The organism is Kitasatospora sp. NPDC003701, from assembly GCF_053587085.1.
In genome coordinates, this window is record NZ_JBSFNM010000054.1 from 34,813 (window position 1) to 56,271 (window position 21,459).

The 21,459-nt window shown below is 75.0% G+C and carries 21 protein-coding genes; 16 read left to right on the forward strand and 5 right to left on the reverse strand.

Translation table 11 applies throughout. From position 1 onward, the window contains the following. Positions 1–84 precede the first annotated feature (84 nt). The 4 genes from ACWDRR_RS34425 (at position 85) to ACWDRR_RS34440 (ending at position 3,458) form a co-directional block, all read left to right on the forward strand. Entirely contained in the window at positions 85–387 is a 303-nt protein-coding gene (locus tag ACWDRR_RS34425) for a hypothetical protein (RefSeq protein ID WP_449776192.1), read from the forward strand. Beyond that, a complete protein-coding gene (locus tag ACWDRR_RS34430; RefSeq protein WP_449776193.1) occupies positions 384–1,565 on the forward strand; it encodes a glycosyltransferase in 1,182 nt (393 codons plus the stop codon). Before ACWDRR_RS34425 ends, ACWDRR_RS34430 begins: the two co-directional genes overlap by 4 nt. 148 nt (positions 1,566–1,713) lie before the next feature. Continuing rightward, complete coding sequence (locus ACWDRR_RS34435) at positions 1,714–2,670, forward strand: ATP-binding cassette domain-containing protein (RefSeq protein ID WP_449776194.1); 957 nt, start codon at positions 1,714–1,716, stop codon at positions 2,668–2,670. Between the two features lie 23 nt (positions 2,671–2,693). After that, entirely contained in the window at positions 2,694–3,458 is a 765-nt protein-coding gene (locus tag ACWDRR_RS34440) for an ABC transporter permease (RefSeq protein ID WP_449776195.1), read from the forward strand. A 76-nt stretch (positions 3,459–3,534) separates the two neighbouring features. Here ACWDRR_RS34440 and ACWDRR_RS34445 read toward each other — a convergent pair whose 3' ends face one another. From ACWDRR_RS34445 to ACWDRR_RS34460, 4 genes are all read right to left on the reverse strand, one after another. Next, entirely contained in the window at positions 3,535–4,905 is a 1,371-nt protein-coding gene (locus ACWDRR_RS34445; protein WP_449776196.1) for an aminotransferase-like domain-containing protein, read from the reverse strand. Further along, positions 4,902–5,840 (reverse strand): alpha/beta hydrolase, encoded by a 939-nt coding sequence (locus ACWDRR_RS34450; RefSeq protein WP_449776197.1) that lies wholly within the window; start codon positions 5,838–5,840, stop codon positions 4,902–4,904. The genes ACWDRR_RS34445 and ACWDRR_RS34450 overlap by 4 nt, the downstream gene beginning before the upstream one ends. Positions 5,841–5,878: 38 nt before the next feature. Further along, a complete protein-coding gene (locus ACWDRR_RS34455; protein WP_449776198.1) occupies positions 5,879–6,652 on the reverse strand; it encodes a class I SAM-dependent methyltransferase in 774 nt (257 codons plus the stop codon). A gap of 113 nt (positions 6,653–6,765) precedes the next feature. Further along, a complete protein-coding gene (locus ACWDRR_RS34460) occupies positions 6,766–7,881 on the reverse strand; it encodes an alpha-hydroxy acid oxidase (protein ID WP_449776199.1) in 1,116 nt (371 codons plus the stop codon). 175 nt (positions 7,882–8,056) lie between these two features. Between ACWDRR_RS34460 and ACWDRR_RS34465 the strand changes: the two genes are divergently transcribed. The 12 genes from ACWDRR_RS34465 (at position 8,057) to ACWDRR_RS34520 (ending at position 19,947) form a co-directional block, all read left to right on the forward strand. Then, entirely contained in the window at positions 8,057–9,493 is a 1,437-nt protein-coding gene (locus ACWDRR_RS34465) for a class I adenylate-forming enzyme family protein (protein WP_449776200.1), read from the forward strand. A gap of 112 nt (positions 9,494–9,605) precedes the next feature. Then, the gene (locus tag ACWDRR_RS34470) at positions 9,606–9,878 is read left to right on the forward strand and encodes a phosphopantetheine-binding protein (protein WP_449776201.1); all 273 of its coding nucleotides are present in this window, start codon (positions 9,606–9,608) and stop codon (positions 9,876–9,878) included. Next, positions 9,875–10,159, forward strand: coding sequence for an acyl carrier protein (locus tag ACWDRR_RS34475; RefSeq protein WP_449776202.1), 285 nt, complete (start codon positions 9,875–9,877; stop codon positions 10,157–10,159). Before ACWDRR_RS34470 ends, ACWDRR_RS34475 begins: the two co-directional genes overlap by 4 nt. Further along, positions 10,156–11,340, forward strand: coding sequence for a beta-ketoacyl synthase N-terminal-like domain-containing protein (locus ACWDRR_RS34480; RefSeq protein ID WP_449776203.1), 1,185 nt, complete (start codon positions 10,156–10,158; stop codon positions 11,338–11,340). The genes ACWDRR_RS34475 and ACWDRR_RS34480 overlap by 4 nt, the downstream gene beginning before the upstream one ends. Then, on the forward strand, positions 11,337–11,846 hold the full coding sequence (locus ACWDRR_RS34485; RefSeq protein WP_449776204.1) for a beta-ketoacyl synthase N-terminal-like domain-containing protein: 510 nt from the start codon (positions 11,337–11,339) through the stop codon (positions 11,844–11,846). The genes ACWDRR_RS34480 and ACWDRR_RS34485 overlap by 4 nt, the downstream gene beginning before the upstream one ends. Positions 11,847–12,029: 183 nt before the next feature. Continuing rightward, positions 12,030–13,649: an AMP-binding protein gene (locus tag ACWDRR_RS34490; protein ID WP_449776205.1), complete on the forward strand. Its 1,620-nt coding sequence runs from the start codon at positions 12,030–12,032 to the stop codon at positions 13,647–13,649. Then, entirely contained in the window at positions 13,646–14,911 is a 1,266-nt protein-coding gene (locus ACWDRR_RS34495; RefSeq protein WP_449776206.1) for a beta-ketoacyl-[acyl-carrier-protein] synthase family protein, read from the forward strand. Before ACWDRR_RS34490 ends, ACWDRR_RS34495 begins: the two co-directional genes overlap by 4 nt. Positions 14,912–15,041: 130 nt before the next feature. Further along, positions 15,042–16,130, forward strand: coding sequence for a VOC family protein (locus ACWDRR_RS34500; RefSeq protein ID WP_449776207.1), 1,089 nt, complete (start codon positions 15,042–15,044; stop codon positions 16,128–16,130). 32 nt (positions 16,131–16,162) lie between these two features. Continuing rightward, positions 16,163–17,077: a phytanoyl-CoA dioxygenase family protein gene (locus ACWDRR_RS34505; protein ID WP_449776208.1), complete on the forward strand. Its 915-nt coding sequence runs from the start codon at positions 16,163–16,165 to the stop codon at positions 17,075–17,077. After that, positions 17,074–18,084, forward strand: coding sequence for a thiamine pyrophosphate-dependent dehydrogenase E1 component subunit alpha (locus tag ACWDRR_RS34510; protein ID WP_449776209.1), 1,011 nt, complete (start codon positions 17,074–17,076; stop codon positions 18,082–18,084). Before ACWDRR_RS34505 ends, ACWDRR_RS34510 begins: the two co-directional genes overlap by 4 nt. Beyond that, a complete protein-coding gene (locus ACWDRR_RS34515; protein ID WP_449776210.1) occupies positions 18,081–19,061 on the forward strand; it encodes an alpha-ketoacid dehydrogenase subunit beta in 981 nt (326 codons plus the stop codon). The genes ACWDRR_RS34510 and ACWDRR_RS34515 overlap by 4 nt, the downstream gene beginning before the upstream one ends. 94 nt (positions 19,062–19,155) lie before the next feature. Beyond that, complete coding sequence (locus ACWDRR_RS34520; RefSeq protein WP_449776211.1) at positions 19,156–19,947, forward strand: DUF3050 domain-containing protein; 792 nt, start codon at positions 19,156–19,158, stop codon at positions 19,945–19,947. Between the two features lie 81 nt (positions 19,948–20,028). Here the strand turns inward: ACWDRR_RS34520 and ACWDRR_RS34525 are convergent, their stop codons facing one another. Beyond that, positions 20,029–21,378 carry an acyltransferase gene (locus ACWDRR_RS34525; protein ID WP_449776212.1) on the reverse strand — a complete coding sequence of 450 codons (1,350 nt, stop codon included), beginning with the start codon at positions 21,376–21,378 and terminating at the stop codon, positions 20,029–20,031. Between the last annotated feature and the right edge of the window lie 81 nt (positions 21,379–21,459).

Genomic DNA, 21,459 nt, shown 5'->3' on the forward strand with positions numbered 1-21,459 from the left:
TCCGACGCCCGACGGGTCGCACAAGTGATCTCGGGCCCTTCGCAGACTCATCCGCCCCGTGCCGTCGAGCAGGTGGAGCCCCCCATGACCGATCGTGAACCCCCCGATTCCGCTGCCCCGGTGCGTCCGGAGCTGGTCGCACTGCTGGTCGAAGCCGCCGGCGCGCCGCCCGAATGGGCCGCACGGGTCACCCCGCAGGCCCGGCTGGACGCCGATCTGATGCTGGACGAGTACGAACTCACCACGCTCGATGCCCTTCTGTGCGGGTACTTCGGGGCACCGGTGGGCCTCGCCGCCCTGCGCGCCCGGCTGGACCTGACCGCACTGGAAGCCCTGACCGTCGCCGAGGTGCAGCGCCTGCTGCCCGCCGAGGAGCCCGCCCGATGAGCCGATTCCTGCTGGTGGTGCCGCCGTTGACGGGACACGTCAATCCGGTCGTGGGGATCGCCCGCGAGCTGGCCGCGCGCGGCCACGAAGTCGCCTGGACCGGCACCGAGTCGGTGCTGCGGCCGCTGCTCGGGCCCGAGGCCCTCGTGCTGGGGACGGGCACCCGGGCGTTCCGGGCGCAGGGCGGGCACGGGCTGGCCGCCCTGCGCTCGCTCTGGGAGGGCTTCATCGTCCCGTACGCGCGGTTCACCGCGAAGCCGCTGGACGCGGCGGTGCGGGAGTTCCGGCCGGACGCACTGCTGGTCGACCAGCACACACCGGCGGGCGCACTGGTCGCGCACCGGCACGGCCTGCCGTGGGCCAGCCTGGCGCCGGGCGCGATGGAGCTGGGGCGGCCGTTCCGGGCGCTGCCGCAGGTGGAGGCCTGGATGACCGGGCTGCTCACCGGGCTCTGGCGGCGCGCCGGGCTGCCGGAGGAGGAGTACACCGACCCGCGCTTCTCCCCCGCCCTGGTCCTGGCGCCGACCGGGCCCGCGCTGACCGGTCCGACGGCCTTCCCGGCGCACTACGCGCTGGTCGGACCGGTGCTCGCCGAGCGGCCGGCCGATCCGCGATTCCCCTGGGAGCGGCTGGAGCCGGGCCGGCGGCGGGTGCTGGTCACCATGGGGACGCTGGCCGGCGACCTCGGCGCGGACTTCCACGCCCGGGCCGTCCGGGCCCTGGAGCTGTGCGGCGACGACGTGCAGCCGGTGATCGCGGCACCCGCCGCCCTGCTGCCCGAACTGCCCCGCCACGCGGTGGCCGTGGACCGGGCCCCGGTGCTGGAGCTGATGGCGCGCGGCGCGCTGGACGCGGTGCTGTGCCACGGCGGGATGAACACCGTCGGCGAGGCGCTGGCGCACGGGCTGCCGCTGGTGGCGGCGCCCATCCGGCACGACCAGCCGTTCGTCGCGGCGCAGGTGGCGGCGGCCGGCGCCGGGCTGCGGGTGCCGTTCGCCCGTGTCACGCCACCGGGGCTGGCGGCCGCGCTGCGCACGGTTCTTGACGCGCCGGAGCACCGCGAGGCCGCCGTCCGGGTGGGTGCGGCGCTGCGTGCCGGTGGCGGGGCGGTGACGGCGGCCGACCGCCTGGAGGCGCTGGTCGGAGCCGGGGCCGGACGATCGAATCCATTGGTCTAGGCCATTGTATCCGGGGCGCCGCAGACCCTAGTGTGGCGCGAAGCACCGCTTCCCAGGTGCCCCGGCCACCATCCCCGCACGGACCGGCCAGCCCTGTGTGCGCTGGCCGTCTTCGACGTGGCAACCCATCCCCGCACGGGAGTTCTGGTTGATCGAGACCAAGGGACTTCGCAAGTCCTATCCGTCCAAACAACGCGGCCAGGCCGCCGTCGACGCCGTCCGCGGCATCGATCTGGAGGTGGCCGCAGGTGAGATCTTCGGCTTCCTCGGGCCCAACGGCGCCGGCAAGACGACCACCCTGCGCATGCTCGCCACGCTCATCCGCCCGGACGGCGGCGCGGCCCGGATCGCCGGCGCCGACCTGCTCGCCGACCCGGCCGGAGTCCGCCGACGGATCGGCTACGTCGCCCAGGGCGGCGGCACCGCCGACACCGTCACCGCCCGCGAGGAGCTGGTGCTGCAGGCCCGGATGCACGGCACCCGCAAGGCCCTGGCCCGGCAGCAGGCCGAGGTGGCCCTGAAAGCCTTCGGGCTCACCGAGTTCGGCGACCGCGCGTGCCGCACCTACTCCGGCGGCCAGCGCCGCCGGCTGGACATCGCGCTCGGCGTCATCCACGCGCCCGAGGTGCTCTTCCTCGACGAGCCCACGGTCGGCCTCGACCCGGCCAGCCGGGCGCAGGTGTGGACCGAGATCCGCCGCCTGAACGCCGAAGGCCTGACCGTGGTGGTGACCACGCACTACCTGGAGGAGGCCGACGCGCTCTGCGACCGGGTGGCGATCGTCGACCACGGCGAGATCGTCGCCGAGGGCACGCCCGAGGCCCTGAAGCGGGAGATCTCCGGGGACGTCGTGCTGGTCGGCCTCGCCGCCGGCGAGGCCGAACGCGCCGCCAAGGCACTGCGCGAGCAGCCGTACCTGCGCCGGCTGGAGGAGCAGGGCGACGACGGCCTGCGGCTCTACCTCGACGACGGCGCGGCCGCGATCCCGCGGTTGCTGCGCGCCCTGGACGGGGCGGGCGTCGTGCCCGGCACCGTGCAGCTGCAACGGCCCAGCCTGGACGACGTGTTCCTGGCCCGGACGGGCCGCTCCATCGACCAGTCCTGAGCACTGATCCCCGAGAGGCCCTCATGAAGCTCGCCCGCGACACCTGGCTGGTCTTCCAGCGACAGCTGCTGCTCATGTGGCGAACCCCGATCTGGATCGCCGTCGGGCTGATCCAGCCCGTCTTCTACCTGCTGCTGTTCGCACCGCTGCTCAAGAAGGTGCTGGCGCCGATGGGCGCGACCACCTACGCCGAGGCCTACCAGGTCTACGTGCCCGGCCTGTTGGCGGTGCTCTGCATCTTCGGCGGCCTGTACACCGGCTTCACCCTGCTCGGCGAGCTGAAGGCCGGCATCATCGAGCGGTCCCGGGTGACCCCGGTGAGCCGGCTGGCCCTGCTGCTCGGCCGGGCGCTGCGCGAGACGGTGGCGCTGCTCGTCCAGGCGGTCCTGATCACGCTGATCGCGCTGCCCTTCGGGCTGCGGGTGGCGCCGCTGGACCTGCTGCTGGCCTATCTGCTGCTCGGCCTGCTGGCCCTGATGACCTCGGCCATCTCCTACGGCATCGCACTGGTGCTCCCGGCGGACGAGGCGATGGCCCCGGTGGTGAACACCCTCGCGCAGCCGATCGCGCTGCTCTCCGGGGTCCTGCTGCCGCTGGCGCTGGCGCCGGTGTGGCTGCAGTCCATGGCCAAGTGGAACCCCTTCTACTGGGCCGTGGAGGGCATGCGGGCGCTGTTCTCCGGCCATGTCGGGGACAGCGCGGTCTGGCAGGGGCTGCTGGTGGTCGTCCTGATGACGGTGGCGTCCGTGTACTGCTCGGCCCGGCTGTTCTCCACCCGGGTGCGCTGAGCCGCACAGCAACAAGAACGACAACGAGGGCGGGGCCGGGGCTTGGAGAAGCCCCGGCCCCGCCCTGCTGCCGTCGCTACCGCGCCCCGGCCGCCGACCGGGCCTCGGCGTGGATGAAGCGGGCCAGCTCGGCCACCCCGTCGACGATCTGACGCTGCGTCAGTGAACTGACGGAGAGCCGGAGCCGGCGCTCTCCCCCGCCCGCCGGGTAGAACGGCGCCATCGGCGTCCAGAGCACGCCGTGGTCCCGCGCGCACCGCTCCATGGCGGCCTCGTCGGCCCTGAAGGGCACCGTCAGCACGGCGAAGAAGCCGCCCTCCGGCTCGTTCCAGGACAGGCCCAGCCGCCGGCGCTCGGCCTCGGGGAAGTGCCGCTCCAGCGCGCCCAGCAACGCCGCCATGTTGGCCGCGTAGTAGGCCGTCGCACCGGCGTTGGCGGCCCGCAGCCGGCAGTCGTACCGCAGCAGCATGCCGCCGATGACGGCCTGGCTGAGCGCCGGTGTGTTGACCGTCGTCATGCTCTTCAGCTTCGCCAGCTCGTCCGCCAGCAGCGAGCGCCGGCCGCCGGGCCCGGCCACCTCCTGGTCCGCGACCACGTAGCCCAGCCGGGCGCCGGGGAAGCAGGTCTTGGCGAAGGAGCCGAGGTAGACGACCTGGCGGCGGCGGTCCAGCGCCTTCAGGGTGGGTCGCTCGGCGGGGTCGCGGGCGAAGAAGCCGTACGGGTTGTCCTCGACGACCAGCAGGCCCTCCTGCGCGGCGGTGTCCAGCAGCGCGGTCCGGGCGGGCACGGACATGCTGGTGCCGGAGGGGTTGGCGAAGTCGGGGACGACGTAGAGCGCCCGCGGGCGGCGCCCCTCGGCCCGGACGGCCCGGGCCGCGGCGCGGACGGCCCGCGGGTCGGGCCCGCCGTCGGGGCCCTCGGGCACCGGGACGGTGGTCAGGTCGAGCAGCCGGGCGGCGCCGGTGACGCCGACGTAGCAGGGCGAGCTGACCAGCAGGACGTCGTCCGGGCCGGCGCAGAGCGCGCGCAGCGTCAGCAGCATGCCCTCCTGGGCGCCGACGGTGAGCACCAGGGACTCGGGGGCGACGGCGAGGCCCTCGTCGTTGGCCAGGGTGCGGGCGACCAGGCCGGCGATGACGCCCTTGGTCGGGCCGTACTGGAACAGCGTGGTGCGGACGGCGTCCCGGTCCAGGCCCTGGGCGGCCAGGTGGTCCAGATAGGCGTCCAGGTGGCCGTGGACGTCCTCCGGCTCGAAGAAGCCCTCGTAGGGGCGGCCGGGGGCGAAGGAGACGGCCCGGGGGTAGCGGGTGGTGACCTCGTTGAGGAAGGTCATCGCGTCCAGCAGCGGATCGGACAGCGAGGCGTGCAGCCCGGCCAGCGCGAGGGGTTCGACCCCCGGTCCGGTGGAGCCGGCGGCGGGCGCGGCGAGCGGCCGGACGGCGGTCATCGCAGCGCCTCGCGCAGCCGCTCGGCGGCGTACCGCTGGGCCTCCCCGGCCGCGTCCAGCACGCCCGTCATGGCGAAGAAGCCGTGCGGCATGCCCGCGTACCGGCGCGAACCGACCGGGACGCCGGCCGCCCGCAGCGCCTCGGCGTAGCGCTCGCCCTCCTCGCACAGCGGGTCGTACTCGGCGGTGATCACGGTCGCGGGCGGCAGTCCGGCCAGGCTCGGGGCGCGCAGCGGGGAGGCGTGCGGGTGGTCGCCGTCGGCGGGGTCGGCCAGGTAGTGCCCCCAGTACCACGCCACCGAACGGCGGTTGAAGAGCAGCGGGTCGTCGAACCGGTCCCCCGGTGCCGCGGCGGCCGCCCGGTGGTCGGTGTTGGGGTAGACCAGCAGCTGGTGGCGCAGGGCCGGGCCGCCCTCGTCGCGGGCGAGCAGGGTGAGGGCGGCGGCGAGGTTGCCCCCGGCGCTGTCGCCGCCGACGGCCAGCCGGGCCGGGTCGACGCCGAGGGCGTCGGCGTGGTCGGCCAGCCACCGGGCGGCGGCGCGGCAGTCGTGGACGGCGGCGGGGAAGGGGTGTTCGGGAGCGAGGCGGTAGCCGACGGAGGCGGTGACGCAGCCGACGGCGTTGGTCAGCCGGCGGCAGATCGCGTCGCTGGTGTCGGGCGAGCCGAGCGTCCAGCCGCCGCCGAAGAGGTAGAGCAGTGCCGGGAGTCTCCGGCCGGCCGGCTCGGGGCGGTAGAGCCGCAGGGCGAGTTCGCCGCCCGGGCCGGCGATCCGGTGCTCCTCGACGGCCGCGACCGGCTCGGGGGTGCCGGCGGCGGCCCGGATGTCGGCGAGGTCGGCGGCGCGGGCCTGGGCCGGGGTGAGGCTGTAGAGCGGGGGTGTGCCGGCCCGTGCGCGGCGCTCGCGCAGGGCCTGGGCCTGGGGGTGCAGCGGCATGGTCATCCCATCGGACAGCGGGGGTCGGGCGATCCGGCTCAGCGGTCGGCCTCGACGTAGATCGTCTCGTCGGTGCGGAACGCGGTGTCGAGGTCGGCGACGTCGGCGCGGGCGCCCTGCCGGTAGGCGCAGTGGCGGATCCGGTCGGCCTCGAAGCCGGCCCGGGTGAGGACGTGCCGCAGCTCGTCCAGGTCGTAGATCCACTGGTGGCCGTAGTACCGGAAGATCTGGTTGACCAGGAAGGCCGGGCGCTGCGGCATCGGCGGGCCGAACCCCATGGTGCCGAGGCGCCGGCGGTGCTTGGCGAGGAAGCCGTCGTCCGTCGCGTAGCCGACCAGGTATCGGGCCAGGTCGGGGGTGGTGATCCGCAGGACGCCGCCGGGGCGCAGCACGCGCCGGGCCTCGCGCAGCCAGCCGACCGCGACCGGCATGGTGACGTGCTCGATCAGGTGCTCGGCGTAGACCCAGTCGACGCTGGCGTCGGCGAAGGGCAGCGGCCGGCCGATGTCGAGCTGGGTGAACCAGCGGTCGCCGTCGACGCGGTAGAGGGTGCCGGGTTCGGTGGTGGCGTCGGGGCTGCGCAGCGCGGTCAGGTCGGTGCCGAGGCCCTCCGGGTGGGCCGTCCGGAAGGCGGCGAACTCGATACCGGTGAGGCCGAGGTCACGGAAGCCCCGGTGGTCCTGCGGGAGGCCGCCGGCGGCCGGTTCGAGCTTCTGGCAGGTCGCGACGTCGCCGCTGAACGCGTCGAGGCGGACGGCGAGGTCCTCCGGGTCGTCCCAGTCCCAGCCGGGGAAGGCGTCCTGGTTCTTCATGTCGTCGGTCTTTCTGTCGGGCGTGCGGAACGTCGGTCCGGACCCTCGTGGCGCTCCGGTGCGGGACCTCCGTACGGAGTGCCGGTGCGGAGCGTCCGGCAGGAGGGTCGCGGTCAGGCGGTGGGCCGGGGCGCGCGGGCGGTGGGCCAGGGCGCGAGGGCGGTGCGGTCCAGGTCGGCGGGCGTGGGGCAGCCCAGCAGGGCGAGGGTGTGCTCCAGTTCGTCCCGGAGCAGGTCGAGCACCCGGACCACGCCGGCCTCGCCCTCGGTGGCGAGGCCCCAGAGGACGGGTCGGCCGACCAGCACGGCGCGGGCGCCGAGCGCGAGGGCGACGGCGATGTCGGTGCCGGTGCGGACGCCGCCGTCGAGCAGCGCCGGAACGTCCGGCGGGAGGGCGGCGACCACCTCGGGAAGTGCCGCGAGGGCGGGCAGCGCGCCGTCCAGCTGGCGGCCGCCGTGGTTGGAGACCACCACGGCGTCCACCCCGTGTTCGGCGGCGAGCCTGGCGTCCTCGGCGGTCAGGATGCCCTTGAGGACCAGCGGGAGGCGGCTGCGCTCCCGCAGCCAGGCCAGGTCGGACCAGGTCAGGGTGGGGTCGAACTGCTCCAGCGCGTGGTCGGCGATGCCGGAGGAGCCCGCGTCGGAGCGGTGGCTGGCGGCCATCAGCGCGGGGTCGAGGTTGACGGCGCGGATCTGCGGCGGGACGGCGAAGCCGTTGCGCAGGTCGCGCAGCCGGCGGCCGATCCGGGGCGCGTCCACGGTCAGCATCAGCGCGCCGAAGCCGGCCGCCTCGGCCCGTTCGATCAGCGCGGCGAGCGCGTCGCGGCGGCGCAGCCAGTAGAGCTGCAGCCAGAGCGGGCCGGTGGCCGCGGCCGCGATGGACTCCAGGGTCCGGCTGGCGAAGATTCCGGCGACCAGGAGTGCCCCGGCCCGGCCGGCTGCCCGGGCGGTCGCGGTTTCCCCGTCCGAATGGACCAGCCGGTGGTAGGCCATCGGGGCAATTCCGACCGGCAGTCCCAGCTCCGTTCCGAGCAGCGGGACGGCGGTCGAGCAGGTCGACACGTCGACGAGCGTGCGGGGCCGCAGTGCATAGTGGCCGAACATTTCCCGGTTGCCCGCCAGGGTGCGTTCGGCTCCGCTGCCACCCTCGATGAAGTCCCATATTTCCGGTGGCAGTTGGGCGCGCGCCGCGCGCTCCGTGCCGGCCAGCGTGGTTAGTCCCACGGGCATCCTCGTTCCCGGACGGCCGCGCTCGGACCAGTCCCGCTTCGGCAGCGTAGGAGGTGCGAGCCGGATTGGTATAGACCTTGATTTGACCAAACGTCTGTGCAAAGGTCTGGCAACGGAATTGACCGTATTGGTTGAGAACGGCGTCCATGTCAAATCTCCTCTGTGTGGAGTGGCGTTGACCGGCATTTCCCTCTCTTCGCTTCCGCCCTCTTCACCGCCGCACGCCGACGCCCCGGACGACTGGGTGGCACGGTTCCTGCTGGCCGGTCCGGAGGGCGAGGAGTGCCTGCGCTTCGGCACACCCGTCGACCGCGCCACCCTGCGCGCGCTGGTCGACGAGCAGGCCGCACGGCTGGCCGCGGCCGGCCTCGGCCCGGGCGGCACGGCGGCGTTGCGGCTGCCGCCCTCCCTGGGCTTCGTCACCGTGCTGCTCGCCTGCTGGCAACTGCGCGCCCAGGTGGCCCTGTTGGACCACCGGCTGACCGACCACGAGATCGGCCTCGCGGTCGACCGGCTGGCCCCGCAGGTGCTGGTAGGGTCCGAGCATCGGCCCTCGGCGGCGCTGCGAGGCTTCTCCGAGATCGAGCCGGTGGCCGTCCGGCTACCGGACGGGCGGCCTGCCCGGACCGGCCACGCGCTGGTCCAGCTCAGCTCCGGGTCCACCGGCCCGGCCAAGGTCATCGCCCGTACCGCCGGTGATCTGATCCGCGAACTCGGCTGCTACCAGCAGCTGGTGGACTTCCCCGGCGAGGGCGAGCGGGTGGTGCTGCTCTCCTCGGTGGTGCATGTGCTCGGACTGGTCGGCGGACTGCTGAACAGCCTGCACGCCCGCGCACCGCTGACCGTGCCGGAGCGGATGACGGCGGCGGGCATCCTGGCCGCCGTCGCGGACGAGGACCAACGGCCCACCACCGTGATCGGTGTCCCCTTCCACGCCGAACTGCTGGCCGGTGCGGCCGCGCCCCCGGCGCTGCCGCGACTGCGCCGGATGGTGGTGGCCGGGGAGCTGGTCCGCCCGGGCCTGCCGGCCGCCTTCACCGCCAAGTACGGCGTGCCGTTGGGCACCATGTACGGAATGACCGAGCTCGGCGTCATCGCCACCGACCTGGACGGCGGCCTGCACCCGGCGAAGCGGCCCGTGCACGGAATGGAACTACGACTGATGGCGGGTGAGTTGCAGCTGAGGACGGCCGCCTCGCCGTACCCGGGGCTGGACGACCCGACCCGCTGGTCGGACGGCTGGCTGCACACCCGCGACGCCGCCGAGCTGGACCGGGCCACCGGACTGGTCACCGTCCTCGGCCGGCGGGACTCCCAGGTCTCGATCGGCGGGCTGAAGGTGGACCTCACCGAGGTCGAACTGATCCTGGCCGCCCTGCCCCGGGTCCGCGAGGCCGTCGTGGTCTTCGACGAGGGCGCCATCGAGGCGTACCTCGCCGCCGACGAGGACGCCGACCACGCGCTGGTCCGCGAGGGGCTGGCCCGGCAGCTCGCCGCCTACAAGCGGCCCCGCCGGCTCTCCTTCCTCCCGCAACTCCCGCGCACCGCCACCGGAAAGCTGCTGCGCGACCCGGCCGCCCTGCGGGCGACCGCCGCCGACGCACCGCACTGAGCCGCGGCACCACCGAACTGCTGGACCCCCCGGCCGAACCCCCGCCTCCCACCGTCCCCCTCCTCCCCCGACGATCCGCGCGCCGCAGCGTGCGCGAGTACAGGAGCACACCATGCAGGACCGCATCCGCGAGTTCGTCCTCGCCGCGCTGACCGAGATGCAGTACGACGTCTCCGAGGTCACCGGCGACACCGACCTCGGCCCGGCCGGGCTCGACCTGGAGTCGCTCGCCCTGGCCGACCTCTCGGTGCAGGTCGAGGACGAGTTCGGGATCAAGTTCGACTTCGACGAGATGGAGAGCACCGCGCTGATGACGCTCGACGAGTTCACCGGCGACGTCGCCAAGCGCATCGCCGCCACCGCCACTGCGGGCAGCCCGGCGTGACCGAGCCCGTCCTCCCCGACCGGGCCGAGGTCCTGGCGATCCTGGCGGCGTTCGGGCAGCGCGCCGCCGAGAGCGTCCCCGAGGAGCTCGGCTCCCTCGAACTCACCTGGCTGATCGCCGAGTTCGAGCAGCGATACGGCATCGAGCCGGACCTCGACGACGAACGCTTCGAGGCGATCCGGACCGTGGACGACGCGGTCGAGGTGCTTCGCTCGGCCGTCCTCACGGCGGCCGGCGGCGCCGCCTCGGCGCCGCGGACCGCAGGGGCCGCGCAGTCATGACCGGCCACGCCCCGCCCGCCGTCCGGCCCGTGGTGACCGGCGTCGGCGTGCTCAGCGCGGCCGGCACCGGGCTCGACGCGCTCGCCGACGCGACCGCCCACGGCAAGACCGCCTTCACCACGGTGACCAGGTTCGACGTCTCCGCACGCCGGGCCACCCGGGCCGCGCTGCTGGCCGAGCCGGTGTCGCTCGCCGACGCCGTGCTCGCCGCCGTGGACCAGGCCTGCCGGCAGGCCGGCCTGCCCGCGGGCGGCGACGGAGCCGGCAGCGGTGGCGACGGCCGGGCGGCGGCGGACCGGGACGACCGGCCCCCGACCGACCCGGACGGCATGCCCGTCCTGCTCGCCCTGCACAGCGACCTCAACACCCGGGCCGTCACCGCCGCCGTGGCCGCCGGGGCGGCCGCCGCCTGGAACGTCGCGGGCGTCACCCGGGTCTACACCGGCGCCTGCGTCGCCGCCGGCACCGCCGTGGCCGACGCCGCCGCGGTGGTGGCCGCCGGCCGCCACCACCGGGTGCTGGTCGCCGCCGGCCACCTGGTGGAGCCGGGCGTCTTCGCCGCCTTCGACGCCGGCCGGGCGCTGGCCCGCGACGGCGAGCTGCGCCCGTTCAGCGCCGGACGGACCGGCACCCTGCTCGGCGACGCGGCCGCCGCCGTGATCGTCGAGGCCGAGCCGCAGGCCGGGCGGCGCGGCGCGCCGGTGCTCGCCCGGCTGGCCGGCTGGGGCCGGGCCGGGGACGCCCACCACGTCTGCCGCCCGGAGCCGGGCGGGGACGGCGTGGCCCGGGCCGTCGAGGCCGCGCTCGCCCGGGGCGGCGTCGCGCCGGCCGAGGTCGGCTACGTCAACGCCAACGGCACCGGCTCGCCGCTGGCCGACCGGGCCGAGGCGAGCGCGCTGCACCGGGTGTTCGGCACCCACGCCGGGCGGCTGCCGGTGAGCTCCAGCAAGGCCGTCCACGGCCATGCCCTGGAGGCCTCCGCCCTGCTCGAACTCGCCGTCACCATCGGCGCGTTGCGCGACGGTCGGCTGCCGGTCAACGCCGGCTGGCTCGGTCCGGACCCGGACGTCGGGCTGGACCTCGTCCTGGACGGCCCGCGCACCGACCGGCCGCGCTACGCGCTGACGCTCAACTCCGCGTTCGGCGGCGCCAACACCGCACTCCTGGTGGCGGCCCGATGACCGGGCCGCGCGTCCTCGCCGAAGCCCACTGGCCGGAGCCGGGCCGGCACGAGCCGCTCCCGCCGATCCCCGGCTTCACCGCCTCCTCCTTCAATCCGCTGGTGGCCGAGACCGCCGAACGCTGCCTGCGCGCCCACCACGGCACCGCTCCGGCCCCCGGTCGGACCGCCCTGCTGCTGGCCAGCGCCGGGGGCGACCGGGCCACGGCGCGCGCCATCGACGACGCCGCCGCCTCCGGACAGCGGGTGCCGCCCCTGCTGTTCTTCCAGTCCAACCCGAACGCCGTCCTCGGCCACATCGCCGCCCGCTGGGGCCTGACCGGCCCGGTGGTGGCGATCAGCCCGGCCGAATCGGTACCGGGCCGGGTGCCGCAGGACGCGCTCGACCTGGCGGCGCTGCTCCTCGCGGACGGCGACGCGGACCAGGTCCTCGTCATCGCCGCCGAGCAGGCGGAGTCCGCCGACGACACCGACCGGGCCGCCGCCGTCCTGGTCACGACCGGCTGACCCGCCCCGCGACCCGCACGCACACCCACGCACCCCACCGCCTCCGCGCTCCCCGCACCGCCATCGAACAAGCACCGCCATCGAACGAGCACCGCCATCGAGCTTGCACCGCCATCGAGCGGGCGGCGCCACACGCCGTGCCCCGCCGAAGTACGCCCAGCACCATGGGAGGGATTCACCACCGTGAGCATCCGCAGTATCCGCACCCTTCTCGCGGACGACCCCGACGTCGGCGCCGGCAACGTCCTCACCAGCCGGCTGGCCCTCGGCCTCGGACTGGACGAGCCGCTGCTGACCTTCGACACCCCGGTGGACGACCATGCCGCCTGGCAGTCCTTCACCCTGCGCGAGCTCGACCGCGCCGTCCGGGCCCGGGCCGCGGCCCTGCACGGCCTCGGCGTCACCCGCCGCGACCCGGTGGTGGTCTACGCGACGGACGCCGCCGACCACGTGCTCTCCTTCCTCGCGCTGGCCCGGCTCGGCGCGATCCCGGCGCTGCTGAACCCGAACGTGGACGGTGAGCGCGCCGCCCGCTACATCGCCCGGCTCGGCGCCGTCGGCGTCCTCGCCGACGCCGCGCACCTGGCCGCCCTGGCCGGCCACGACCCCGGCGCCCCGCTGTTCCCGGAGATCGGCACGCTCGGCTCCGGCGACCCGGACGCCGCCCCCGCGCCCTACCGGCACTGGTCGGGCGACCCGGTGGCGATCACCCACTCCTCCGGCACCACCGGGATGCCCAAGGCCGTGGTCCACTCGCACGCGAGCCTGTACGCGGCGATCCGCCACCGTCTGCGACTGCCCCGCCCGCAGGGCCAGGACCGGATGCTCAGCGCGCTGCCCGCGCCGCACGCCGCCACCCTGATCGCGGTCAACCTCGCGCTCAGCTCGCACACCCGGCTCGACCTGCTCTCCCGGCAGGCCGGCGCCGGTGTGCTGGACGCCATCGAGAGCCGGCGGCCCACCGGCGTGATCGGCTTCGCCGCCACCTGGGCCGAGCTGGCCCACCACGACCTGGCCGAGCGCGAGTTGTCCTCCGTCGCCCTCTGGTGGAACACCGGGGACTGCGCGCACGAGGTGCACATCCGCCGGCTGATCGCCACCGGCAGCCGCGAGTCCGTCACCCGCGAGGGCCGGGTCCGGGTGCCCGGTTCGCTGTTCGTGGACGGCCTCGGCTCCACCGAGATGGGCCACTCGCACTTCTTCATCACCCACGGCCCGGGCACCGAGCGGTACGGCCGCTGCGTCGGCCGCCCGCACGCCTTCGTCGACTGCGAGGTGGTCGGCCCGGACGGCGAGCCGCTGGGGCCCGGCGAGGTCGGCGAACTCGCCACCTCCTCCCCCACCCTGGCGCTCGGCTACTGGAACGACTCGGCGACCACCTTCCGCACCCGGATCCGCGGCCGCTTCCTCACCGGGGACCTGATGTACCGGGACGAGGAGGGCTACTACTACCACGTCGACCGGGCCGTCGACTCGGTCGAACTCGGCGACGGCAAGCGGCTGTTCACCGCGATGTCGGAGGAGCGGGTGCTGGCCGCCTGCCCCGACGTGGCGGACTGCACGGTCGTCGCCGTCCGGGACGGCGAGCGCGTGGTCACCGACGTCCTGCTGCTCCTGGCCGCCGACGCCGATCCGGCCGCCGACCGCACCAAGGCGGTCACAGCCGCCCTCGACGAGGCCGCGGCGGCCACCGTCCGCCAGGTCCTGGTGGTGGCCGGCGAGGACATCCCGCTCGGGCCGACCGGCAAGGTCCGCAAGGTGCTGCTGCGCCAGCGCTATCTCGACTCGGTGGCCGCCCGATGAGCGCGGCCGCCGGCCGACCGGGAGCGGTGGTCACCGGCATCGGCCTGGTCACACCGGTGGGCCAGAAGCCGGCCGAGGTCTTCGAGGCGCTCACCGCCGGCCGCTCCGGCATCCGCGCGCTGCCCGAGGGCCACGCCGCGCACGGCTGGCTCACCGCCGCCGGCCTGGCACCCGCCGTCGACGGCCGCGAGGTGCTGCTGCCGACCGAGACCCGGTGCGTGGACCGGTTCGTCCTGCTCGCCCTGGCCGCCGCCGACGACGCGCTCGCCGACGCGGGCCTGGTGGTCGGGCGGGACGCCGACCCGCACCGCACCGCCGTGGTGCTGGCCACCGGCGGCGGCGGGCTGGAGACCTTCGAGCAGCAGTCGCACAAGCGGCTGGAGCGCGGCCGGCCCGGCGTCAGCCCGTATCTGCTGCCTGGCATGCTCTCCAACATGGCCACCGCCCGGATCGCCATCAAGCACGGGATCCGGGGCTTCAGTTCGGCGATCGTGACCGCCTGCGCGGCCGGCGCCCAGGCCGTCGCCGAGGGGCTGCGGCTGATCCGGGCCGGCGACGCCGATGTGGTGGTCTGTGGCGGCAGCGAGTCCTCGCTGCACCCGACGATCGCCGCCGCCTTCACCAACGCCCGCGCCCTGGCGCAGGGTTGGGACGATCCGGCGCAGGCCAGCCGGCCGTTCGACGCCCGCCGCAACGGCTTCGTGCTCGGCGAGGGCAGCGCCGTCCTGGTGCTGGAGCGGGCCGAGCACGCGGACGCCCGCGGCGCGGCCGGCTACGCCGACCTGACCGGCTGGGGCGCCTCGACCGACGCCCACCACCCGACCATGCCCCGCCCGGACGGCTCGGGCGCGGCCGACGCGATGCGCGCCGCGATCGCCAACGCGGGCCTGGCGCCGTCCGACATCGGCTACGTCAACGCCCACGGCACCGGTACCAAACTGGGCGACGTGGCCGAGACCGCCGCCCTGCGCGCCGTCTTCGGCGAGCAGGGGCCGGCGGTCAGCTCGACCAAGGGGGCGACCGGCCATCTGCTCGGCGCTGCAGGGGCGTTGGAGGCAGCGGTGACCGCACTCGCGGTGGCCCGGGGGACGCTGCCGCCGACGCTCAACCTGACCGACCCCGACCCGGCCTGCGCGCTCGACCACGTGCGCGGCGCGGCCCGGTCCGCACCGCTGGGCGCCGCGCTGAGCAATGCCTTCGCCTTCGGCGGACACAACCTCAGCCTGGTCTTCGGCCCGGCATCCACCCGGTCCGCCAAGTAGCGGCCGGCCGCCGGGGGTCTCGCCCCCGCCTGCCACGCGGCGCCCCGCCGGAGCCGGACCGGACCGGCGGGGCGCCCGGGCCGGGCCGAGCCCCGGCCACCCACCATTCGCCACCCCCGGGGAGTACCCGTTGTCCATCCAGTCCATCACCCATGTCGAGTTCCACTGCGCGGACGCCGACACGACTGCGGCCGGCCTCCGCGCCGACTTCGGCTTCGTCCCCGAGGAACAGCAGCCCGAGGAACAGGGCCCCGACGAACAGGGCCCCGAGGAACGGGCGTTCGGAGAACGGCCGCTCGGAGACCAGGCGCTCGGGGACCGGGCGCTCGCCGGCCCGCACGGCGTGCGCACCGTCCGGCTGCGCCAGGGCGCCATCCGGCTGCACCTCGTCTCCGCCGCCGACCCCGCCCACCCGGTCGCCCGGTTCGTGGCCGTGCACGGCGACGGCGTCGGGGTCATCGCACTCGGCTGCACCGACCCGCAGGCCTCGCTGGAGCGCGCCGAGCGGCACGGCGCCCGGGTCCTCGACCGGGCCGGCGGGCTGGTGGCCGGCTTCGGCGACGTCGCCCTGCGGTTCGTCCGCGACACCTCCGCGCAGAGCGCCGCGGCGCCCGCCGCCGGCGCCCTGCTGGACGCCCTCGACCACGCCGCGATCTGCGTCCCGGCCGGGGAGCTCGCCCCCGCCGTCAAGTTCTGCGAGGCCGCGCTCGGCCTCCACCGGATCTTCGGCGAGTACATCGAGGTCGGCGAGCAGGCGATGGACTCCAGCGTGGTGCAGAGCGCCTCCGGCGAGGTCACCTTCACCCTGATCGAGCCCGACACCACCCGCCGCCCCGGCCAGATCGACACCTTCCTGGCCGACAACCAGGGCGCGGGCGTCCAGCACCTGGCCTTCCGCACCGGCGACATCGCCACCGCCGTGCGCACCATCCGCGGCCGCGGGGTGGAGTTCCTCACCACCCCGGGCGCCTACTACGACGCGCTGGCCGAGCGGTTCGGCGGGACGGCCATCCCGGTGGACACGCTGCGCGAACTCGACGTCCTGGTCGACCAGGACCACGGCGGGCAGCTGTTCCAGATCTTCCTCCGCTCGACCCACCTGCGCCGCACCTACTTCCTGGAGCTGATCGAGCGCCAGGGCGCGGGCACCTTCGGGACCGCCAACATCAAGGCCCTGTACGAGGCCGTCGAGCGGCAGAACTCCACCGCCTCCGTCTGAGCAACTCCCGCCCCGCAGAAGGAGGCCACGGTATGACCACCGCACCCGAGTTCCGACTGACCGACGCCGAGCGCGCACTGCTGCCCACCCCCGAGGAGGTGGCCGGCTACCTCGAACACGGCTGGTACCTCTCCCGCCGGCTGTTCAGCGACGAGGAGCTGGACACCCTGCAGGCCGCCACCGAGAAGTACTACGAGGGCCACCGGGACCGCGAACTGCCCGTCCGCCCGCCGAACCTCGCCGCCTGGGAGCCCGCGCACGGGCCGGTCCAGCGGCACAACGACTACGTGCACTACGAGAGCGACGCCATCGGCGCGATCCTGCGCAAGCCGCTGCTGGGCGCCGTCGCCGCGCTGCTCGCCGAGGCCGAGGAGATCCGGGTCTTCCAGGCGACACTGATCTACAAGCCGCCGGTGCCCGGGGAGCCGACCAACCAGGTGCCCTGGCACTTCGACAAGCACTACTGGCAGACGTCCAGCTCCGACCGGATGCTCACCGCCTTCCTCCCGTTCCACGACTGCCGGGAGGAGAACGGCACCATCACCATGATCGACGGCAGCCACCGCTGGCGCGAGCTGGACTCCGGCGAGGACTCCACCCGCCACTTCGCGCACCGGGACCGCTCCGAGCTGGAGTCGATCCTGACCGCCAACGCGCACCACAACGGGCAGCAGGTGCGCAAGGTCCCGATGGAGATCCCGCGCGGGCACGTCAGCTTCCACCACTGCCGCACCTACCACGGCAGCGGCGCCAACCTGTCGGACGCCCCGCGCCGCGCCGTCTCGCTGCACCTGCAGGACGGGGCGAACGAGTACCGCCGCCACATCAGGCCGGACGGCGGCACGGTGGTCTACAACCACGACGTGGTGGTCCGCCGCACCGCCGACGACCGGCCGGACTACGCCGACCCGGAGATCTGCCCGACGCTCTGGCGGGGCGCCCCGTGACGGCGGCGGCCGGCACCGACGCCGCCGCGGCCGCTCCGCTCGGCACGCCCGCGCAGCGGTACCGGATGCTCCGGCTGATCCGCGGTTTCGAGGAGCTGGCGCTCGGCCTGGTGAAGTCCGGAGTGATCACCGGCGGTATCCACCCCTACATCGGCCAGGAGGCGGTCGCGGTCGGCGTGTGCGCCGCGCTGGGCCCGGGCGACCGGCTCACCTCCACCCACCGCGGGCACGGCCACGTGCTCGCCCGGGGCGTCGACCCCCGCCGGCTGCTCGCCGAACTGGCCGGCCGCGTCGACGGGTTGAACCGCGGCCGGGGCGGCTCGATGCACGCCGCCGACCTCTCGCTGGGCATCCTGGGCGCCAACGGCATCGTCGGCGCCGGTGCGCCGATCGCGGTCGGCGCCGCCTGGGCCGCCCGGCAGGCCGGCGACGACCGGGTGGCGGTCTCCTTCTTCGGGGACGGCGCGCTCAACCAGGGCGTCCTGCTGGAGTCGTTCAACCTGGCCGCGATGTGGCGGCTGCCGGTGGTCTTCGTCTGCGAGAACAACGGCTACGCGACCACGCTGCCCGCCGCCACCGCCGTCGCGGGCACCGCGGTCGGCCGGGCGGCCGCCTTCGGCATCCCCGCCGTCACCGTCGACGGGATGGACACCGAGGCCGTCCGGACCGCGGCGGAGGAGGCCGTCGCCCGGGCGCGGTCCGGCGGCGGTCCGGGCTTCCTGGAGTGCCGCACCTACCGTTTCGAGGGCCACCACACCATGGAGCGCCGGATGAAGCTGCGCTACCGCACCCCGGAGGAGGTGGCCGACTGGCGGGCCCGCGACCCGCTGCCGCGCGCCGCCGCGGCGATCGGCGAGGCCGGCGCCGCCGAGCTCGACGCGGCGGTGGCGGCCGAGCTGGCGGAGGCCGAGCGATTCGCACTCGCCTCCGAACTCCCGGACCCGGAGGGCGCGTTGAACTACCTGTACGCCGACGGACGGCGACCGCGGGCGGGGGCCACGCTGTGACCAGGCTCTCCTACACCAAGGCGCTCAACCGGGCGCTGGCCGATGAGTTGGCCGCCGACCCCGCCGTCTGCGTGTTCGGCGAGGACATCGGCGCCGGCCTGGCCGGCCCGACCCTCGGGCTGCTCGACCGGTTCGGGCCGGAGCGGATCGTCGACACCCCGCTCTCCGAGCAGGCCTTCACCGCGATGGCGATCGGCGCGGCCCTGTCCGGGCGGCGGCCGGTCATCGAGTTCCAGATCCCCTCGCTGCTGTTCCTGGTCTTCGAGCAACTCGTCAACCAGGCCCACAAGTTCTCCCTGATGACCGGCGGCCAGGCGGGTGTCCCGCTGACCTGCGTCGTCCCCGGCTCCGGCTCCCGGGACGGCTGGGCGGGCCAGCACTCCGACCACCCGTACAGCCTGTTCGCGCACGCCGGGGTGAAGACCGTGGTGCCCGCCACGCCGACCGACGCGTACGGCCTGCTGCGTTCGGCCGTGCGCGACCCGGATCCGGTGGTGGTGTTCGCGCCGGCCGCCGCACTGCCGGTGCGCGAGACCGTGACCTGGGCGCTGGAGCCGATCCCGCTCGGCTCGGCGCGCGTGCACCGGCCCGGCACCGACGTCACCCTGGTCGCCGTGGGCCACCTGGTGCACGACGCGCTGGCCGTCGCGGCGGAGCTCGCCGACGAGATCTCGGTCGAGGTCCTGGACCCGCGCACGCTGCACCCCTTCGACTGGGCGGCACTCGCCGCCTCGTTGGAGCGCACCGGCCGGCTGGTGGTCGTCGACGACTCCAACCGCAGCTGCGGCATCGGCGCCGAGGTGCTGGCCACCGCCGCCGAGGAGATGCGGCTGATCGCCCCGCCCCGGCGGATCACCCGCCCCGACGGCGCGGTGCTGCCCTTCGCCCCCGCCCTCGACCGCGCCCTCCAGCCCGGCCGGGAGCAGCTGCGGCACGCCCTGCGCGCCGTCATGAAGCAGCCCGGTACCACGAAGTAACCCCCTGTCAGGAAGCTGCCCCGCGACTGCGCGACCCCTGTCCGGCGCGCACCCCTCGTGGCAGAATCCCGTTCCCCCCGTGAAGGAGCTTCACATGTCCAACAACCGTTACCACTGGGACCGTTCGCACCCCGGCCTGACCGGTCTGCAGGAGGCCATCGACCCGCTGCGCCGCGAGGTGGTCGGCCACACCGTCTACGGCGGCCTGACCAGCATCGGGCACGTGCGCACCTTCCTGGACCGGCACGTCTTCGCCGTGTGGGACTTCATGTCGCTGCTGAAGAGCCTGCAGCGCGAGCTGACCTGCGTCGACGTGCCCTGGGTCCCGAACGGACCGACCGCCAGCCGCCGGCTGATCAACGACATCGTGCTGGTGGAGGAGAGCGACGAGCTCGGCGAGGGCTTCACCAGCCACTTCGAGCTGTACGTCGAGGGCATGCGGCAGGCCGGCGCCGACCCGGCACCGGTCGAGGCCTTCCTGGAGCTGCTCCGCGCGGGCACCCCGGTGCCCGAGGCACTGAAGACCGCCGGGGTGCCGCAGGCCGCCGTCGACTTCACGACGACCACCTGGGAGATCATCGAGAACGCGCCGGTGCACTGCCGCGCGGCCGCGTTCGCCTTCGGCCGCGAGGACCTCATCCCCGACATGTTCGCCCAGGTCATCAAGATCGACGACCCGGACGGCGCGCTCACCGTCTTCAAGGACTACCTGGCCCGGCACATCGAGGTCGACGGCGAGCAGCACACCCCGATGGCGATGCAGATGCTGATCGACCTCTGCGGCGAGGACGACGCCAAGTGGACCGCCTGCGCCGACACCGTCCGGCTCGCGCTGCAGGCCCGGGTGCAGCTCTGGACGGCGATCGAGGAGGCCTTCCCGGTCTGACCGGCACCGCGCGGCGATCCGGGGGAGACGGCCCGACGGCCCTCTCCCCCATCGGCGTGGGCACGCCGTGCGGCCGGTGCCTCAGAGCACCTTCGGAACGGCGGCGGCCAGCGCGGGCAGGACGTCGGCCGGGTCGCGGAAGCGGTGCAGCGCCGCCCGCCCCTCGGCGCCGCGCAGCCGGGCGGCCAGCCGCGCCGGCAGCACCACGGTGGTGAGCGAGCCGGCCCCGTGGAAGCCCTCGACCGTCCAGGAGACCCACGGCAGCGGGTAGTTGGCGGCCGGGCTGAAGAACACCGGCCGGTGCCCCTGGAAGGAGACCTCGTACGCGCCGAACCGGCTCCAGTTGGAGAAGCTGAACCGGCGGTGCTCCGGGTCGAAGCCGAGCGGTACGCAGTCGCGCAGCCGGGCCCGCCCGATCGCCTCCAGGAAGCCCAGGTTGGAGCGGAGGTTGAGGTGTTCGCCCGCGAAGCCCTCCAGCGCCGACCGGAGCGCGGCCGCCAGGGCCGCCGGGCCGTCCTGCGGTGCGTGCGGCAGGTGGATGTCCCCCAGCAGGTTGCCGACCAGGGTCGGCGGCAGGCCGAGCGGGCGGCGCGCGTTGACCGGGACGGTCAGCCAGCGGGTCTCGCCGTCCTCGTCCAACGCCCTGATGGTGCCGACGACATGGGCGCAGAGCACATCGCCGGCGGAGAGTCTTCGGCCCGCCTGCGCGCTGAACTCCTCGCGCATCCGGGCGAGCTCGGCCTCGCCGAAGTACAGCTGGACGGTCCGGTTGGCGCGCGGCCCGGCCGCCACCTCGCGGGCCAGCACGGCGGCCTCGCCCGGGCCGGGCAGCCGGAACCCGGGCCGCCCGCAGTCCTCGGCGGGCAGCACTTTGTCCAGCAGGGCGTCCTGGTCCTCGACCAGTTCGGCCTCGGGCAGCTCCTCGCCCTCCACCGCGGCGGACCAGGCCCGCATCAGCAGCATGAAGCTCTGCAGGTCCCCGATCGCGTGGTGCCAGGAGCAGCCCAGCACCGTGCCGCCGGCCGAGGGCCGGGTGATCCGGACGGTGAGCAGCGGGACGCCGCCGGTGCGGGCGGCCGGGGCGTCCACCGGGTCGACCAGGGCGGCGCCGGCCGAGGTGACCCGGCCCATCGCCTCCGCGAGCGTGCCGTCGACGTCGTAACTGTCCATCGGCACACCGGAGTCGTCGCAGACGGCGGTCAACTCGTCGCCGACGGTGCGCAGTCGGCCGGCGAAGACCGGGACCTGCGCCAGCGCCCGGGCGAGGCCGGCGGCGAGCCGGTCCTCGTCCAGGGTCCGCTCGAAGAAGAGGACCACCGAGACCGAGAGGTCGGCCAGCATGGTGTCCATCAGCCCGCAGCGCAGGAGGGTGCCCGGGGCCCGGCCGGCCCGGACGAGCCGGGAGTCGCGCAACTGCGGCCAGAGGCTCATCGGTCCATCCAGGGGCTCGCGGGGGGGCGGTCCGGATCGTTCCGGACGGCGGGGCAACCGCTCCGGACGATGAGGCAGCGG

Bases quoted from the DNA above. Each gene is read 5' to 3' on its own strand.
- ACWDRR_RS34455 (WP_449776198.1), bottom strand. From the start codon at position 6,652: ATGAAGAACCAGGACGCCTTCCCCGGCTGGGACTGGGACGACCCGGAG.
- ACWDRR_RS34480 (WP_449776203.1), top strand. From the start codon at position 10,156: ATGACCGGCCACGCCCCGCCCGCCGTCCGGCCCGTGGTGACCGGCGTC.
- ACWDRR_RS34520 (WP_449776211.1), top strand. From the start codon at position 19,156: ATGTCCAACAACCGTTACCACTGGGACCGTTCGCACCCCGGCCTGACC.
- ACWDRR_RS34450 (WP_449776197.1), bottom strand. From the start codon at position 5,840: ATGCCGCTGCACCCCCAGGCCCAGGCCCTGCGCGAGCGCCGCGCACGG.
- ACWDRR_RS34505 (WP_449776208.1), top strand. From the start codon at position 16,163: ATGACCACCGCACCCGAGTTCCGACTGACCGACGCCGAGCGCGCACTG.
- ACWDRR_RS34485 (WP_449776204.1), top strand. From the start codon at position 11,337: ATGACCGGGCCGCGCGTCCTCGCCGAAGCCCACTGGCCGGAGCCGGGC.
- ACWDRR_RS34440 (WP_449776195.1), top strand. From the start codon at position 2,694: ATGAAGCTCGCCCGCGACACCTGGCTGGTCTTCCAGCGACAGCTGCTG.
- ACWDRR_RS34495 (WP_449776206.1), top strand. From the start codon at position 13,646: ATGAGCGCGGCCGCCGGCCGACCGGGAGCGGTGGTCACCGGCATCGGC.
- ACWDRR_RS34430 (WP_449776193.1), top strand. From the start codon at position 384: ATGAGCCGATTCCTGCTGGTGGTGCCGCCGTTGACGGGACACGTCAAT.
- ACWDRR_RS34445 (WP_449776196.1), bottom strand. From the start codon at position 4,905: ATGACCGCCGTCCGGCCGCTCGCCGCGCCCGCCGCCGGCTCCACCGGA.
- ACWDRR_RS34525 (WP_449776212.1), bottom strand. From the start codon at position 21,378: ATGAGCCTCTGGCCGCAGTTGCGCGACTCCCGGCTCGTCCGGGCCGGC.
- ACWDRR_RS34470 (WP_449776201.1), top strand. From the start codon at position 9,606: ATGCAGGACCGCATCCGCGAGTTCGTCCTCGCCGCGCTGACCGAGATG.
- ACWDRR_RS34460 (WP_449776199.1), bottom strand. From the start codon at position 7,881: ATGCCCGTGGGACTAACCACGCTGGCCGGCACGGAGCGCGCGGCGCGC.
- ACWDRR_RS34425 (WP_449776192.1), top strand. From the start codon at position 85: ATGACCGATCGTGAACCCCCCGATTCCGCTGCCCCGGTGCGTCCGGAG.